Annotated in this window: 16 protein-coding genes; 4 read left to right on the top strand and 12 right to left on the bottom strand. The window is 57.4% G+C overall.

The annotated features are described in order from the left end of the window. Positions 1-10: 10 nt before the first annotated feature. Genes PKO02S_RS32215 through PKO02S_RS02810 form a run of 3 tightly spaced genes read right to left on the bottom strand, consistent with a single transcriptional unit; the run spans position 11 to position 1,254 of the window. Positions 11-154 carry a hypothetical protein gene (locus PKO02S_RS32215; protein WP_164821267.1) on the bottom strand — a complete coding sequence of 48 codons (144 nt, stop codon included), beginning with the start codon at positions 152-154 and terminating at the stop codon, positions 11-13. 5 nt (positions 155-159) lie between these two features. Then, positions 160-705: a thioredoxin domain-containing protein gene (locus PKO02S_RS02815; protein ID WP_127579570.1), complete on the bottom strand. Its 546-nt coding sequence runs from the start codon at positions 703-705 to the stop codon at positions 160-162. Between the two features lie 6 nt (positions 706-711). Continuing rightward, complete coding sequence (locus PKO02S_RS02810; protein WP_164821266.1) at positions 712-1,254, bottom strand: MauE/DoxX family redox-associated membrane protein; 543 nt, start codon at positions 1,252-1,254, stop codon at positions 712-714. 189 nt (positions 1,255-1,443) lie between these two features. On the opposite strand from PKO02S_RS02810, the gene PKO02S_RS02805 reads away from it, so the two are divergent. Together PKO02S_RS02805 and PKO02S_RS02800 are read left to right on the top strand one after the other, a co-directional pair. Next, complete coding sequence (locus PKO02S_RS02805) at positions 1,444-2,103, top strand: GNAT family N-acetyltransferase (protein WP_127579568.1); 660 nt, start codon at positions 1,444-1,446, stop codon at positions 2,101-2,103. Next, on the top strand, positions 2,082-3,011 hold the full coding sequence (locus PKO02S_RS02800; RefSeq protein WP_164821265.1) for a carbon-nitrogen hydrolase family protein: 930 nt from the start codon (positions 2,082-2,084) through the stop codon (positions 3,009-3,011). The genes PKO02S_RS02805 and PKO02S_RS02800 overlap by 22 nt, the downstream gene beginning before the upstream one ends. A gap of 12 nt (positions 3,012-3,023) precedes the next feature. Here the strand turns inward: PKO02S_RS02800 and PKO02S_RS02795 are convergent, their stop codons facing one another. Next, the gene (locus PKO02S_RS02795; RefSeq protein ID WP_127579566.1) at positions 3,024-4,094 is read right to left on the bottom strand and encodes an AI-2E family transporter; all 1,071 of its coding nucleotides are present in this window, start codon (positions 4,092-4,094) and stop codon (positions 3,024-3,026) included. A 179-nt stretch (positions 4,095-4,273) separates the two neighbouring features. Further along, positions 4,274-4,531: a molybdopterin dinucleotide binding domain-containing protein gene (locus tag PKO02S_RS02790; RefSeq protein WP_246066807.1), complete on the bottom strand. Its 258-nt coding sequence runs from the start codon at positions 4,529-4,531 to the stop codon at positions 4,274-4,276. Between the two features lie 191 nt (positions 4,532-4,722). Here PKO02S_RS02790 and PKO02S_RS02785 point away from each other — a divergent pair, with 191 nt between their 5' ends. Further along, positions 4,723-5,751 carry an anthranilate phosphoribosyltransferase gene (locus PKO02S_RS02785; RefSeq protein ID WP_127579564.1) on the top strand — a complete coding sequence of 343 codons (1,029 nt, stop codon included), beginning with the start codon at positions 4,723-4,725 and terminating at the stop codon, positions 5,749-5,751. A gap of 115 nt (positions 5,752-5,866) precedes the next feature. On the opposite strand, the gene PKO02S_RS02780 is transcribed toward PKO02S_RS02785, so the two are convergent. From PKO02S_RS02780 to cymR, 4 genes are all read right to left on the bottom strand, one after another. Next, entirely contained in the window at positions 5,867-6,064 is a 198-nt protein-coding gene (locus PKO02S_RS02780) for a YrzR-like zinc ribbon domain (RefSeq protein ID WP_127579563.1), read from the bottom strand. A 16-nt stretch (positions 6,065-6,080) separates the two neighbouring features. Next, positions 6,081-6,596, bottom strand: a complete 516-nt coding sequence (locus PKO02S_RS02775) for a PRC-barrel domain-containing protein (RefSeq protein WP_127579562.1) — start codon at positions 6,594-6,596, stop codon at positions 6,081-6,083. A 253-nt stretch (positions 6,597-6,849) separates the two neighbouring features. Next, positions 6,850-7,989, bottom strand: coding sequence for a cysteine desulfurase family protein (locus PKO02S_RS02770; protein WP_127579561.1), 1,140 nt, complete (start codon positions 7,987-7,989; stop codon positions 6,850-6,852). A gap of 15 nt (positions 7,990-8,004) precedes the next feature. Next, positions 8,005-8,424, bottom strand: coding sequence for a cysteine metabolism transcriptional regulator CymR (cymR, locus tag PKO02S_RS02765; RefSeq protein WP_127579560.1), 420 nt, complete (start codon positions 8,422-8,424; stop codon positions 8,005-8,007). A 315-nt stretch (positions 8,425-8,739) separates the two neighbouring features. Here cymR and mnmA point away from each other — a divergent pair, with 315 nt between their 5' ends. After that, on the top strand, positions 8,740-9,897 hold the full coding sequence (gene mnmA / locus PKO02S_RS02760; RefSeq protein WP_373865181.1) for a tRNA 2-thiouridine(34) synthase MnmA: 1,158 nt from the start codon (positions 8,740-8,742) through the stop codon (positions 9,895-9,897). 369 nt (positions 9,898-10,266) lie between these two features. On the opposite strand, the gene PKO02S_RS02755 is transcribed toward mnmA, so the two are convergent. From PKO02S_RS02755 to PKO02S_RS02745, 3 genes are read right to left on the bottom strand one after another with little or no spacing between them, the layout of a single operon-like run. Next, positions 10,267-13,851, bottom strand: coding sequence for an outer membrane protein assembly factor BamB family protein (locus tag PKO02S_RS02755; RefSeq protein ID WP_127579559.1), 3,585 nt, complete (start codon positions 13,849-13,851; stop codon positions 10,267-10,269). 37 nt (positions 13,852-13,888) lie between these two features. Further along, positions 13,889-14,617, bottom strand: coding sequence for an MBL fold metallo-hydrolase (locus tag PKO02S_RS02750; protein WP_246066810.1), 729 nt, complete (start codon positions 14,615-14,617; stop codon positions 13,889-13,891). Next, on the bottom strand, positions 14,617-16,752 hold the full coding sequence (locus tag PKO02S_RS02745; RefSeq protein WP_127579557.1) for a DUF6259 domain-containing protein: 2,136 nt from the start codon (positions 16,750-16,752) through the stop codon (positions 14,617-14,619). Before PKO02S_RS02745 ends, PKO02S_RS02750 begins: the two co-directional genes overlap by 1 nt.

Genomic DNA, 16,752 nt, shown 5'->3' with positions numbered 1-16,752 from the left:
ATTTGTTCAACTAGTACGTGCAAGGACAATCGCATACCCAGTCTCCCAGACAGTTGTCGAAATACCAGTAGTAGGCGACCCCATTGATCGGATCGTTGTCGCACATCGAGTAATACGTGCAAACGCCGCAGATGGATGGATGATTGCAAGCCATTAATATCACCTCCTTTCCGTAGTATCGGTCGTGCTTTTGCCCAAGTTGGCAATGTCGTCCTCGGAGCCTACCGCTCCTTTCGCAACCACCCTTCCTTCCTTGTCGATCCAATAGCAGTAAGGATAAGTCGTTGTCCGATACTGCAGCTCCTTCTGATGAACGATGTTCGACCTGTGCAAGGAGTTTTCGTTGATTTTCTCGCTGACGTCCTCGCTTCGGCCCAGAATCCAGACGATGACCTGATAGTCCGGATACAGAACAGGAAGCTTGCGGATAACCGAATACAGCGGCTGGCAGGACTTGCAGGTCACCGAGAGAAAGAGCAGAATTGCCCCCTGCTTGTCCGGCGGTACGACAGCGATCTCCTCTCCATAGAACGAGGTCATGCGCTGCTCGGGAAACGGCTTCTGGAGAGGCAGACCGTGATCGCCCGGCGTATCCGGCTTTCTCGGCGGCCTCCGGCTGTTCAGCATGTAAATGACGGTCCAGGCGAGAGCGAGTACGAGCAGCCATAGAAACACATAAGAAACGGACATCGAATCAAGCTTCATCCGCGCTCACCCCTTCCTGCCGCCGGCTTGCATTTTGGCCATAAACGTATAGTGACCGTACACGGCGCTGCCCAATGCATATAAGGTGAACAGGCCGGCGGCGGTCACCAGGCCGAGAGTCCAGTCCATCGGCGACGCCGAGGCGAGAGCATCCGACTCCCCGGCCGCCAATAGATAGATGTCGAGCGCCCCCAATACGGCGATATGCGCCAGCGTCTTCTTCCCCAAGTAGCCGGGAAGCAGGTTGCCGAAGCAGTTGCAAGTCACGTTTGCCCGGCTCTTCATGACAAGGCCGACGGCAGCGGCGAACAAAACGAGGAGCGCGAGCAGCAGCCATGCTCCCAGCAAGCTCCAGGGGCCAAGCACTAAAATGCATGCCGCCGCAAGCTCCAGCACGGGGATAAGCACCGCAAGCGCACCGCGAAGACCGGCCGGCACTTGCAGCATTGTAAGCGTTTGCCAAAACGATTGCCAAGCGGTGAGCTTGGCCGCGCCGGCAAGCGCGAACAAAAAAGCGAGAAACAGTTGAATCCATCCGGATAAGCTCATCATTCACCACCAGTTCATTTAATGTAAACGCTTCAAAGCAACTATATCACGAAGTCGAAAGGGTCAGAGACACCAAATTTGCTAAGTTTTAGGAGTCGTTCGTACAATTTTGCTCACTTTTGACATGCCGCGCATTGTAGTATACTGGAAAGCATGCAGCGACATGTGGAAAAGAACGGAGGTACGGGCATGTCCCTTCTGGTTCGAACTTATACAAGCGATGACTTCGAGGCGCTGCTCGACATTCAGCGCGAGGCGTTTCCGCCGCCTTTTCCCGAAGAGCTATGGTGGAGAAAGGAGCAGGTCGCCGCTCATGTACGGACGTTCCCGGACGGAGCCATGATCGCCTATTGCGACGGAGTGCCGGCCGGCTCGGCCACCTCGCTCCTCGTCCGGTATACGGGACAACCCCACACTTGGGAAGAGGTGTCCGACCGCGGCTATATCGCCGGCAGCCATGAGCCTGACGGCGACAGCCTGTACGGGATCGACGTATGCGTACGTCCCGCGTTTCGCGGGCGCGGAGTCGCTCAGGCGCTCTATGAGGCGCGGAAGCAGCTCGTCGTCCGGCTTGGGCTCCGGCGTTTTATGGCGGGCTGCCGCATTCCCGGATTTCACGCGGTCGCCGATCAGCTGAGCGTGGAGAGTTATGTCCGCGAAGTGGCCGAAGGCAAACGCCGCGACCTCGTGCTCAGCTTCATGCTGAAGCAAGGGATGCGGCCGCTGCAGGTGCTGGAGCATTACTTGGAGGACGAAGAATCGCTCCATTACGGCGTTCTCGTGGAATGGCCCAACACGGAAACAAAACTGATCGCGAGAGGAAACCTATGGGCAAACAACCGAAACTGAAGCAGCAGAAGACCAGCACCGTCTCCGCCGTCCAATTCACAATCGGACCGCTGCAGAGTGAGAGCGCATTTTGGACAAAAGTCCGCACCTACATTAGCAGAGCCTGTTATCTCGGATCCCGTCTAATCGTATTCCCCGAATACTTGACCGGTCAGCTACTCTCTCTGCATCCGCCTGCGACGAACGCGGAAGCCTGCGAGATCATGCACGGTTATACGGAGACGTACAAACGGCAATTCGCCGGGTGGAGCCGGGAAACCGGGATGATGATTCTGGCCGGTACGCACATCCACCGGGAAGGCGCTCCCACTAACGACGGTTCTGCGCTCCACTATTACAACGAGGCGTTCCTGTTCCTGCCTGACGGAAGGCTGCATCGGCACAAAAAAGTCCACCTGACGCCGGAGGAGCAGCGCACATGGCCGCTTCTGGCAGGGGACCGGTTCGAGACGATCGATACCCCGCTCGGACGTGTGGGGATCCAAATTTGTTATGACATCGAATTCCCGGAAGGCGTCCGCCTGCAGGCGGATCAAGGCGCCGAGCTGATCCTGTGTCCTTCCTACACCGACGCCGCTGCCGGCTATTACCGCGTTCGCCATTGCAGCCAGGCCCGTGCCGTCGAGAACCAGCTGTATGTCGCACTGAGCGGGCTCGTAGGGCAAATGCCGGGTGTTGCGCAGGTTGACGAAGGCTATTGCCAAGCGGGCATCTTCGCGCCGTGCGACCGCCCTTTCCCACCGAACGGCGTGCTCGCCCAAGGGCCGGTCAACCGAAGCGGACTCGCTACCGCAGCAGCCGACCTCGAGAAGCTGCGCTACAATCGCACGGAAGGCGCTGTAGCCCCCTTTTACGATCGCCGACCGGAGCTGTACCGCCAAGCCGCAGCTGCCCATACCAGTCAATGACGGCAATCTGTGTTACGTAGTTTTCCTTTGCACGAAATAAGCGATTAAATGATGCACCGCGACCTTCAGCACCGCGAGGCACGGCACCGCCAGAATGAGCCCGACGACGCCGGCCAGCTCCCCCCCAACCAGTAGCGCGAAAATAATCGCCATCGGATGCAGGTGCAGGGAGCGGCCGACGACTTGCGGCGAGATGACGTTCCCTTCGAGAATTTGGCAGAGAAGATTGACGATCGCCACGAGCACGACCATTTTCAGCGAAATCGTCGTCGCCATAATAATGGCCGGTGCCGCGCCGAAGAACGGCCCCATATAGGGGATAATGTTGAACACCGCCACAATGCTTGCGAGCAGCAGCGCATAAGGCATATCGATGATCCAGTAGCCGATGTAGGCGAGCAGCCCGATCATCACGCACACGATAAATTGCCCCCGCACATAGTGGCCGAGCGCCGTATCGATGTCTTTGACCAGCTTCACCGTGCTCTTGCGATGTTTGGCCGGCACGAACCGCAGTATCGCCCTCTCGAACAACTGAAAGTCCTTCAGCATATAGAACGCCAGGAATGGAACGATGAACGCTACCAGCATCAGGCTGATCGTCGAGCCGATCCCGCCCACCGCTTCCGACACCGTCCTCGAGAAATTGTCCTCCAGCTTCAATAGCGCCTTCTCCAGCCCTACCCTTACGCTCTCCGGAATGAGCCGATTGTCGTTCAGCCCGTCGTACAGCCCTTGCGCCCGCATCGTCAAATCCGGCATATGCTCGTTCAGCTCCCGCAGCTGCTTGATGAACATCGGGATCAGATTCATCAGTACGACGACGACACAAGCGATGAACACGATATAAATCAAGAGCACGGCCATCGTCCTCGGCACTTTGCGCGCGCTCAGCATATTCACGATCGGATTCAGCACGTAAGAGATGATGATGGCGATAAGAAACGGGGCCAGAACCGCTTTCAGAAATCCATAGGTGGCGGAGAGCATCGGCTTCAGCTGCTGCAGCAGGAACAGCGCCAGCAGTATGAGCAGCAAATAGGCCAGCCATGCGAACAGCCGGCTCTTGAGAATTTTATCCATGGAAGCTCACCCCTCTAGAACAGTATATGTACAACCCTCCCTTCTTCATTCAAGACAAAAAAAAGGACCCAGCCAATAAAGGCCGGGCGACAAGGGTTGAAGAAGTCCTGGGGTATGGTCGGACAGCTTCACGATAGGGAGTCCCGGCCAAGCCGGGATGGGTGGGTGAAGCGAATGGATCAGTCGAACTCATCCACACGCTCCACTCGAACGGCGCATATTTGAATCCCGCAATTGCCGACCGCGGGATGCAGAGCATCGTCGGTCAGACGGTTCACGGACCAGTCGCCATCCCAGTGGAACGGGACAAACCAAGTTGTCGGATGGATAGAATCGGTAATAATAATACTGGCGTATAGTTTATACGTATCAAGAGCAGCAGCCGTTTCAACCGACGGAGTGGAGCAATTGCGGTAGGCCGCGATTGTTTCGTGCAAACCTATCGCTTACCGAAGCTTGATAGTGTAAGTATAAGGGATGATTCAGTTTTATGTCAATAAATATAACATATAAATATGGAATTGGTTCAGAATAATTCAATAAATCGACAAAATCACGATTGTATGTTATATTTTCTACATTATCGTGTTATGTTTCGATTGGGGTATGTAAGAAAGGAGCCCTTCTCATGATCGATTGGCTGCGGGAAATCGGAAGAGGAAAACGCGGAATCAGGAGTCTTACATATACGGAAGCGGCAAATGCCGCCGCCGGCATTCTGGACGGCAAAGCTACACCCGCGCAGACAGCCGCGTTTTTGACCGCCCAGAAGCTCAAGCAAGAGACAACTGAGGAAATAATCGCATTCATCGATTCGCTGCGGAAACGGTCGCGCCTTCATCCGGTCGAAGGTTCGATCGATTGCGCCGGTCCTTTCTGCAGCCGTGGGCACTCGTTCCTCGCCACGCTGCCGACCGCCTTCGTGCTGGCCGCTTGCCGGCAGCCGGTTACGCTTCACAGCACCCCCTCCGCGCCGCCACATGCCGCCTCTGCGCTAGTCGGGGTGGTGGCCGCGCTTGGCATCGCGGTCGATGCCGTCCCGCAGGATCGCTGGATTGCTGCTGCGGATAGAAGCTGCTTCCTGTTCGTGCCTACCGAGCGCTGGTGCCCATCGCTCTCCGGCATCCGGGCGGTGCGCGAGGAGATCGGCATTCGCACGCTGTTCGATACGGCGGAGGAGCTGCTCCGCCCGTCCGACGCCCCTTATATGGCGATCGGCATACCGTCCGGCAGCGGCTCGGAGAAAGCAGCCGACTTGCTGAGCCGACTTGGCGTCCAGCGCGCCTTGATCGTCCAGAGTGCCGAAGGCTCGGAGGATGTGCCGGTCGATCGTCGGACACGCGTCGTCGTCCTGCGCGACGAAGTGAGCGACATCCACATCATCGACCCGCACACGTTCGGCCTGCACGCCGTCGTCCCGGCACCGCCCGCTTCCGGCTGGACCGCCGGCGCGCAGGCGCAGACGACGCTTGACGTGCTTGCCGGGCGTGCGGCGCCTGCCTACCGCAACGCCGTGCTGCTCAACAGCGCCATGCGACTCTGGATCGCTGATCGGACGGACACGATCGAGGAAGGGATCGAACACGCCAAGTCCGCGCTGGACAACGGGCTTGCCTGGAAGCACTATACGAAGTGGCGCGAGAAGCTCGAAGCCTAACCGCCTATATAAGCGAACAGTATACGATGCTGCCTATGAAAAGAATCGCACCGACGCAAACCAAAAAAACACCCGCTCCTGATCGCTCAGGCGGCGGGTGTTCTTTTGTTTCGTATTAGTTCGCGTGAACTTCCGGCATATCGTCTTCGAAGAACAAGTCGTCCAGCGAGCTGAGCGTACCGTCTTCCTCCACTTGATAGACCGACATTTTCTCGCCGTTCACGGTCAGTTCGATGAAGCAGCCCCAGCAATAAAATTGATGCGAGCCGATTTTACCGATATCTTTGGAGTTGCAGTTCGGGCATTTTAACATAAGATTTCACCTGATTTCACTGAAATGTTGGTACATCCTGCAGTTGGGTGTCGCAGTCGCCCGGGACGATGATGGCATCCGCTCCGATCGTCACGTCCTCCGGAGCGGGCAGCCATTTGCGCCCGTCTTTCCAATCTGCTAGCAACCCGTCCGATAACTCATAACCTACTATCTTTTTACCCCATTGTTCGCCGAAATAAACATCCTCCACCATGCCGAGATTCGTACCGTTCACGGTGATGATCGGTAGCCCCTTGAGCTTGGACGAGCCGTGCTCGAAGTAGCAGAGCTCCATCCCATCCTCCAGTGTTTGTACGGACTGGCCGTCCGGAATCGTCACGGCGTCCGCTCCGAAGGAGATGACATGGTCCCACTTGACATAGCGGGGGGCGGAGAACCAATGCTTCGTCTCGAGCAGCACACCTTGCAAGTTCCAGTCGCGGTCGATCAAGAAATCCTTGGCCGTCCCGATCTGCTTGCCTGTCTCGATCTCGATGACCGGCAATCCCATGATGTCCTGTGCTTTACGCAAGAGCGAATCCTCCTGAACCCTTTGCCTGGCAAAGTTGCTGACTAACACCCTATATATTGCACGCGTCACGGGACAATTATCCCGAGCTGTGAAGTTATCCTAGCGCATCTGTACGGTATCGGGGAAAGCTGTTCCAAAAGCCTGACACAAGATGTACAAAGCCTCGCCGGCTTCTATGGGCGGTAACCGTCCAATAAGGCTGATCGCGTCGCCGCCATACCTCCTTTCGCCTTAGTCAACTCGGATGATGATTCTATCTACTACGAACTCGCCGCAAAATGGTTCCAATTCGGCGGGAAACTTCTCGCATATGTGAAGGTTCGTTAGTCGTTCCCATACTGAACCGGATGGCGGAACCGGTCACTTCGTCCGGCAATTGCATGGCCTTAAGCACATGCGATACTTCCAGCGAGCCGGAGGTGCATGCCGAGCCGCTGGCGGCGGCGATCCCGTTCAAATCCAGATTCATCAGCATCGTATCCGTCGAAGCCCCGGGAAAGCTTACATTCAGGATTTGGGGCAATCGTTCGGTCGGATGGCCGTTCAGACGATAGTGCTCCGATCCAACCTCGGCGTTCAGTCCGGCGATCAGCTCTTCGCGCAGCTCCTCCAGCAGGCGAACGCGAATGTCGCGAGACTCGCCGGCCAGCCGCATCGCCTTGGCGAAGCCGACAATGCCCGGGACGTTCTCGGTGCCAGCCCGGCGTTTGCGTTCCTGGGAGCCGCCGTACAAGTGCGGAGCTATGTGCACGGCCTTGTGCGCGTATAAGCCGCCGACACCCTTCGGTCCGTAAATTTTGTGAGCGGAAAAGCTCATCAGATCGACCGGCAGCTCGTTCAGCCGAATCGGCAACGTCCCAAGCGCTTGCACCGCATCGACGTGAAATAAAACCCCACGTGAACGAGCCAGCTCACCAATCTCGACGATCGGCTGAACCGTCCCGACTTCGTTGTTTGCGTACATCACACTGATCAGAAACGTATCGGGCCGCAGAGAGGCTTGTACCTCCTCCACCGAAACCCGACCAGTCGCATCGACCGGCAAATAAGTCACTTCAAACCCCAGCTGTTCAAGCCGTTCGCAGGCATGCAGCACCGCATGATGCTCCACCTGCGTCGTCACGATATGGCGCTTCTCACCCGCACGGGAGGCGGCGCCGAACAAGGCGGTGTTGTCGCTCTCCGTTCCGCTGCCGGTAAACAGCCACTCGGACGGCGAGCATCCCAGCCATCCGGCGATCTCGTCGCGTGCCCGGCTCACGGCGATCCTCGCATCGCGGCCGTAAGCATGCAGACTGGACGGATTGCCGAACTGCAAAGTAAAGTAAGGCAGCATCGCTTCCAGCACTTCGGGATGAACCGGCGTAGTCGCCGCATGGTCCAAATAAATCATCGATTCATCCGTCCGCTAGATGTAGAACATGTAATTGCTGTTCTTGCCTTCGTCCTGATACGTGATCAAGCTGGATAAAGTCGTGGAATCCAGCACTTCGGCGATGCTGTCCTTGATGCGGATCCACAAATCCCGCTTGGCCGGGTCGTCCTCTTCGGTAAAATCGACCGGACTGATCGGCCCTTCCAGGACGCGGATCACGTCGCCGGACGAAATTTCCTCAGGGGACTTGGACAAAATATAGCCGCCATAAGCGCCGCGAATGCTCTTCACGAGCCCTGCGTTGCGCAGCGGTGCGATCAATTGCTCCAAATAATGCTCCGAGAGCTGATGCTTCTCGGCTATGCTCTTCAAGGAAGTCGGGCCTTCGCCGAAGCGGGAAGCCAACTCCATCATGATGGTAAGTCCATATCTGCCTTTTGTCGAAATCTTCAAGCAAGCACCTCATTCACAACTGCAATTCTGGTAAGACCGCCGGTTGTCCGGTCGACTCTATATCGTCTATTATGTCCATTCACTAGAAATGTTAAAAGATAAGAAGCATTACAATTTATATGTTAACATAGTTCCCAGCATTGTGGTATCCATATCCTTGACAAACTCATGAAAAGTTTTTCAAAAATCCGATCCGCTTTGTAGACATTATCAGTTGCCTGCACAATGCGAAATTTCATCTTAATTATGGTACAATAAATAGTCAGTCGGCCACTATCCGACAATGTATTCAAATTTGAAAGAGGCGTATTCCAAATGATGGACCATTCGAACGAAATCGATCGTTCTCATATACGAGTAGTTGTAGGCATGTCGGGCGGCGTCGACTCTTCGGTCACCGCTTTGTTGCTCAAGCAACAGGGCTATGACGTAATCGGGATATTCATGAAAAACTGGGATGACACCGACGAGTTCGGCCATTGTACCGCCGAAGAGGATGCGGAAGACGTCCGTCGCGTCTGTGCGCAGATCGGCATCCCGTTCTATACGGTGAACTTCGAGAAGGAATATATGGACAAAGTGTTCTCGTATTTCCTTGACGAGTATCGCAAGGGGCGCACCCCGAACCCGGACGTCATGTGCAACCGGGAAATCAAGTTCGGCGAGTTTCTGAACAAGGCGCTGGCGTTGGGTGCGGACTACATGGCAACGGGCCACTATGCGAGAGTCGAACCGATTGACGGCCAGTACCGATTACTGCGTGGAGTGGACGCAGGTAAAGATCAGACGTACTTCCTGAACGCGCTGAACCAGCAGCAGCTGTCGAAGGCGATGTTCCCGATCGGCCACCTGCCGAAGCCGGAAGTGCGTCGAATGGCACAGGAAGCCGGACTCGCTACTGCCGCGAAGAAAGACAGTACCGGCGTCTGCTTCATCGGCGAGCGCAACTTCAAGGAGTTTCTGAGCAGCTACTTGCCTGCGAAGCCTGGAGAAATGCGCACGCTGGACGGCACGGTGAAAGGGACGCACGATGGGCTCATGTATTACACGCTCGGCCAGCGCGGCGGTCTCGGCATCGGCGGCTCCGGCAGCGGCGAGCCTTGGTTCGTAGCGGGCAAGGACCTCGAGCGCAACATTCTCTACGTCGTGCAGGGCGAGAAACACCCGAGCCTGTATTCGGTCGGGCTTGAGGCAACGGATTTGAACTGGATCAGCCCTTCGCGGCCGGAGACGGGAGCGGCTGCGTTCAGGTGCACGGCGAAATTCCGCTATCGCCAGCCGGATCAGGGTGTCCGCATTCGCTTCACCGGGGACTCGACATGCGAAGTGATCTTCGACGAGCCGCAGAAGGCGGTAACGCCGGGGCAAGCGGTTGTGTTCTATGACGGCGACGTTTGTCTGGGCGGGGCGATCATCGATAAGGTGAAGCCGATGGCGCCAACTGCTGCGGCGGTGATGGGAGAAAAGCGCTAACCATTCGAATACACGTAGATGGGAGATAGGTGCGGTTACGTGAAATGCCAAATAAAGGTCTGCCTTAACGCTATTTGCTCCACATGCATGATCTACGAATAAAAAACGTTACGAAAAAACGTTATTCCGGTCAAATGGAGCGAAATCCGGCTGTTTAGGTCGAAATAACGCTATCCCATAACGCTATTCTTCCGAATTCTCTACAAGGCGAGCAAATAAGGTGTTTTCATAACGCTATTTTTTTGCGAACGAGCTATCACCTTATTTTTTTGTGGCTTTCGCCTGATAACGCGCTACGTCATCACCTTATCACATACAAAGGGGATGCCGACCGGTCATTTTTGACCGGATCGGCATCCCCTCTTTCATTTATGGGCCGGTGTACTCGACTGCGTACACTTTGCCGTCCAGGCCGCCGGCATAGACGGTCTGGTCATGCACCTCCGGAGTCGACCAGAGCACCCGCTCCGGGAAGCCGACGGCGTCGTACTTGAACAGGAGCGTACCGTTCGATGGATTATAGCCGGTTACCCGGCCCCGCTCGGCCACCCGGTACAGGATGCCGCTGTCGTACACAAGCGCACTGTCGATCTGGTATTCCTGAAGATCGGAATCCGTCGCGCCGGCACGCAGATCCTTGGACCAGACGAGGCTGCGCGTCGTCGCGTTGAACGCGTACAGGAACCGGCCGCCGTGCGCCGGGAAGAACACAAGCGTACCGTCCGTCGATCCGCCGCGGGCCGAGAAATCGGTGCCGATCGAATCGGTCCATGTGACCGCGCCGGTCGTCGGGTTCAGCGTGCTGAGATCGGTCGGCATCGGATTGATCGTCCACAGCTGGCCTCCGGCATAGATCGGCTCGACGTCGGCGACGACGAAGAGCGATTCGTCGGTGTTGGCGTTGCCCCTCCAGTACAAGCTGCCGTCGCTGATGTTGAGCGCATACCACACATATGTGTCGCGAACGTTGGCGTACAGCTTGCCGCTCTGGATGACCGGACGCTGCCGCATAAGGCCGTTCGTCTGGTAGCGCCACTTCAGGCTGCCGTCCGACAAGTTAACGGCGTAGATGTACTTGTCGCCGGAGCCGAAGTAGACAACGCCTGCGTCGACAACCGGATTGGAGATGACGCTACCGCCGGTCTCGTACGTCCATTTGACCGTGCCTGTCGTCGCATAGACTGCATGCAGCTTGTTGTCATTCGAGCCGATGAGCACGACATCGTCAGCCGGCGCGGCCAGGTTGACAACGGCAGGGGACGAAATAATCGCGCCGCCGGTCGTGTACGCCCATTTCTGCGTGCCGTTCGAATCGTTAATCGCGTACAGCTTGCCGTCCTCCGAGCCTACGTAGACGGTGCCGTTGTCATAAGTCGGCGGCGCCTGGATGAGGCCGCCCGTCTGGAACGTCCACTTCCTGTAGACATCCCCGCCCGTTCCGGTCCACAAATATTCTTTGTATTTTTTCCATACGCCGCCCTTCTCGTCCGTCATCTTGACCGCCACAAAATGGTACCCCTTCGGGAGCGCCGGAGACATACTGGATATGCTGACCGTCCCGGACCAGACGTTGCCTCCCCCTTTCGTCAGCGTCGTCCAGGAGCCGTAGTTGTCGATGTTCGCCTGCACCGAAGCTACACCATCCGGAGCGTCCGGGATAGACACGTTTACCGTAACATTGCCGTTCGTCGCCGCTACAGCGCTCGTAATGGAAACTTCAGGCTTGCGATAGTTGTTCATCGGGGCGGTCAAATACAGGCTGGAAGAGCCGTTCGAAGCGTCCCTGCGAGTGATCGTCAGCTTGTTCGGGGATATTTTGACCGTCGTATATTCTTGGTAATCCTTGATCTGGCCGATATAAACCCACGGAACACCGTTCTCCAGCTGATTGCCCCACCTGTGAAGATGTCCGCTCAGGAAAGCCACCACATTGTAGGATTCCACTAGATCGAGCAGCTCCGATTTGCCCGTTACATTGTTCTGGATCTCGAACGGATGATGGGCGAAGAAAATGACCGGCATGCCCGCCGGGATGCCCTGTAGATCGACCGCCAGCCAATCGAGCATCTTCTTGGAAAACTTCTCGTCCAGCTCGAGCGTCACCGTCGTATCCAGCAGTACAAAGTGGACGCCGCCGTAATTAAAGGAAGAGTATAGCGAGCCGATTCGGTCGGTGAAATCATCCTTGCCGTTGGAATTCCACCACCTCACATCGTGGTTGCCCGGCGTCGTATACACCGGACTGTCGATGAGAGCCATGTCGTCCTCGTATTGCGCGTATTGCGCATCGGTGCCGTGATCGGAAATGTCGCCGGTCACAACGGTGAAGGCGGGTTGAATCGTCGTATTAAGCTCATTGATAATGGCCAGGAAGTTGTTGTGTCCGATCGGCTCGTGCACGTCGCTCAGTTGGGCGAAGGTGAAGGTTGAGACGTCTCCGGTTTCCACGATGAAGGAAAGTACGTCGGTCTGCCGGGTAAAGGAAGGATTCGTGGTAGCGGAGGAATTGTAGAGCCGGGCTTTCATTTTGCCTAATGAAGAAATGTACTTCTCGATCAAATCGGAATCGCGAATCGTAGCGAGAAATGTATCCGACCCGGCATCCGGCGTCTGCGTACGGACTACGTCCCAAGTGCTGTCCTGGTAGTTCCAGAAGGACAAGTACAAGTTGTTGGCGACCGCCGAGCTCGTGCTCGCCTTCGTGAACAGCGTCAGCGCTCGGACCTTCAGGCGATCGACGCCGGTTAGCGTCACCTCAGCGTTCCAAGCGATCTTGTTGTCGACGCTGCTCGACATGACCAGCCTGGAAGCGTCGATCTGCTCCAGACTGGCGGCATTGCCCGATGTGATCGAGCCGAATTCGGCGGTCACCGTGTCGGGCGCGAACGTCTTGGTCGTCGATGTGGCGCCGTAATAGACGGTCACGTTCAGCGCGTCCGCATCCCGCACAAAGCTGCCGCTGCCGGAGTTATAGAGCCGTACCTTCACGTCGTTGTGGGCGGAGACGAACTTCGCTATAAGCGTCGGATCGGATGTGGACCATTCCACCGTTCCGTAAGTCGTAGTCGAATCCGCGTCGTATACGGAATCCCAATTATCCGTCGCATAGTTCCATAGCGATATCCAGGTCGTGTTTGCGGCCGTCGAATATTTGCCGGAATACCGTACGACGAGCGTCTTGATGTCGGCAGCGGACTCCGCGAGCGTCAAGGTCGAGTACCAGGCCGCTTTGTTCGTCCCGTCGGACTGGACACTGAAATAAGATTTGTCGCGATCGGTCAGCTTCGCCGCCGTATTGGCGGAGATCGAGCCGTTCTCCAGCGTCGCCTGCTTCGCATCGTACGAAGCGGCGTACCAGTCGGACGGCGCGGCGGATTCCGTCACGACATTGAAGTAATCCCAATACCCGGTGAACGAGGCGCTGCGGCTGATCGAGACGCGCGTCTTGAGCACGTTCGTGCCGGAGATGTAGCCGGCGATCGTCGCCGCTGTGGCGGTGGCGTAGCTTGCGTCCGTATCCACCGTTCCGAGCGAGATGGTCTTCACGACGTCCCAGGCGGATGTGCCGTTGTTCCATAGCTCCAGTGTCGCCGTTCCGCCGCTCGCCGAAGCTTTGCCGTTCAGCGCCACTTGCAGGCTCTTCGTCGAGGTGCCGGATGTTTGCAGGGTGATGTCCGATGTAAAGACGACCTTGTGCACGCTCCCGGACAACGAAGAGGCGAATTGCATGTACTGCTGGTCGTTCTGGCTGAGCAGCGAGACGGTACCGGACGACAGCGTCCCGGTCGCCATCATCACGGAGCCGGGCACGAAGGAGCGCAGCGCCTGGGTGTAGGCGGTCAGCTCGCTCGCTTGCGCTTCGCGCGGAAACAAGGACCATGGAACTTGAAGCAGCCCGAGCGACATAATTAGCGTCAGCAATAGAACCCGTTTCTTCCAACGGTTGCTCTTCAACTTTCTCCCCTCCCAAGGAAAAATGATGAATCGTTATTCAAATGTCATACGCGTAAAGCTCCTTCACCACCTCCGATCCCGCAAAATGGACTTGCGCCTCCGATAAACAAGCGGCTTCCTCTTCCTCACACCATAAGTGGGTAAGCAGCAGCCTCCCCACATTCGCTTCCCGTGCGGCCCGGCCCGCCTGCCCCGCCGTCAAGTGCGGAATCGGCACCGGTCCTTCGACCGCCGTCGTCGCTTCGCACAAGAACGTGTCCGCTCCACGAGCGAAGTCGATCAAACCTTCGTGGAACACGGTGTCCCCGGAGTAGACCAGCTTCCTCCCATCCGCTTCCGCGGCGATAGCGAGACACGGGATCGAATGACGCATCGGCGAGAACCGGAACGTGATCCCGGCAGCTTCGACCACGTGGCTTGGGTCGATTTCGGTCATCTCGAACGCTTTGTCGTAGACGAGCCCTCGGTACACCTCCGCCGGCTCGGGAGGCAAATACACCTTCAACCGATGATCCATCGTGCCGAACGCTCGTTTCGTCTCGATCGCATATTTCAAAATGCGCAGGTCGCCTGCATGATCGTCATGCAGATGGGAAATGACGACCGCCTCCAAACGTTCGAGCGGGCAAAACGACTGCAGGCGGCTCATCACGCCGTTCCCGCAGTCGATCAGAACGAACTTGCCCGCCCGCTCCAGCAAATAGCCGGAGCAGGCGCCTCCTGCCGCCGGGAACGTCCCGTAGCGGCCTAACACGGTCAAACGCATCACGGCCTCACCACCCGGTAGCTGATCGCGGCGGCCGGTACAGGCAGCTGCAGCCATTCGGCTTGAACGGTGAATGGCGCTGGCGCTGCCTGAGCGGCGCCGCCTAGCTCGGCTCCGACGACGGTCGTTTCAGCGGATGCAGTCCCCTGCCGCGCCACTTCAAACACAGCCCCTTCGATACTGTCCAGGTTCGAAATAATGTACAGATTCCCGCCATCCGCCAGCTTCCAGCGCGCCACGTTGATCCCTTCCGACACCGCCCTTACGTCGTCGTTGTCCACATACACGCCGCTCTCTATATACGGCTGAAGCGCCGCCCGCAGCTCCACGGCCTGCAGCAGAAAACGCTGCATCGCCTCGTTCTCCGGCCCTTCGAAGCGGTACATCCCGATCCAGAACACGGAGCCGATCAGCATCGCCCGTGCGATGTCCCAGCGCAGCTTCCATTCGAGCGCGTCCCCTTCCAGCCCGCGGCGCGGATTCACCATGTTGACCTGGACGTATTCGGGGAACGTATATTTGTACAAGTTGTAGAACTCGTCGTAGTTCTCCCCGTTCCAGGTCAAATTGCCCCACACATAGCTGCCGTAGATGTCGCCGCAGTTCTCAATCATCAGGAAGCTGTCCGGGTTCATCCGCCTGATCTCCGGAAGCAGCTCGCGCAGCACCCGCAAGTAGCCGGTGTTGAACTCGCCGATGTCCCGATGCGAATGGCCGGCGTCATAGCAAGGATAAGGGTCCGCCGACCCGAGCTGATCGAGGTAGATGCCGGTCGCCCCGTAGCTGCGCACCATCCAGCGGCTCATGTCGAGCAAGTACTGCTGCCACTCGTCATGCGAAGGACAGGAGACGGTGAACTCCACCGGACCGTACGTCTCGTTCATGAAGGCTTGTGCATGATCCTTGATCGCCCATTTGTGGCCCAGCGTCGGGAAAAAATCATGGTCCTTGTCAAAAATGCGGGCGTTAATGTAGAAAGTGACAAACCCGCCGCCCTCATTGACCGCCTGGACGCCTTCATACAGCTCCCAAGGCGTGCCCAGCTCCATGTCCGGCTGGTATTCCGGGTAGTCGCGGTCGAAGCCCTTGCGATTCCAGGAGGCGATGAACATATGCTTCATCCCGTACTGCTCCAGGCCGGCTCGGAACATCGACGGAATATCAGCGAACCGGTTGGCGATATGATCCCCGCGTTTGAAGTTGTAGCACTGGTTCAGCACATACTCCTTGCCGAGAAAAGAAGGATTGACCGGCATCTCGATATGGCGGTCGATCCAGCCGCGGTAGCGCTTCGAGCCCCAGCGCCAGTCGCTTTCGGTGAGCGCGATGACGGACGGCCCGGAAGACCACGATTGGCCTTCGCCTATCACGGAATATTTGCGGAAGCCGAATCCCATCCAAGGCTGCTCCGGACCGCCGGTCTCGACCCGGAGGCCGGTAAGCGGGAATCGCTCGTCATGCGAGCCCAAGTACAGTCCGTTGTCTCGGTCGTACAAATACATCCAGGTCATGGAGGCGAGCCCGCAGTAATTGATCTCGCGGCTGTATATACCGTCCGGCTCCAGCACCGTTTCGGCGCGCCAGAAGCCGCGGTACTTGTCCGAAGCGTACTGGGCGACGGGATTGTCGGTTTTCTCGCCGGCGTGATGCGGATAGATGAGCGTGTCGTCGTCCCATCGTTCCCCGAGTCCAAGCCCCCGCATATAAGGGAAGAGCACCTCGACGATCCGATGGCCGGCATCGCGATTGACAAGCTCGAGCGACCACACGGCTTCGCAGGCGTCCGGCTCCAGCTCGATCGTCACGACGGCTTCGACTCGCATCGAACCGCCGTCGGGTCCGGCTGCCAGGGGCGTTAGCTCCTCGGTGCGGATCTGCAGCCGCTGCAGGCCGGTCACCGGATCGCGTGCGACGTGCACGCGCGGCTCCGACTCCGGCAGCCGCTCCACCCGCTCGCCGGAGCCGCCTTCGTCGGCCTGCCAAGCCATTGTCACCAGCTTGAACAACGGCTGCCGGGAGGGATGCTTCAAATATTCGTCCCCGGTTATTTTGTTGACGAGCGACACAAGCGCCCCGGTTCCCGAGTCGACCGCGATCCGCAGGCGGCTGTTCTCGATCGTATGCGTGTGCATCAT

Origin of the sequence: Paenibacillus koleovorans NBRC 103111 (genome assembly GCF_004000845.1) — a bacterium.
GTDB lineage: Bacteria > Bacillota > Bacilli > Paenibacillales > NBRC-103111 > Paenibacillus_AA > Paenibacillus_AA koleovorans.
Note: the sequence above shows the minus strand (reverse complement) of the source record. Positions and strands in the feature narration are given on the sequence as shown.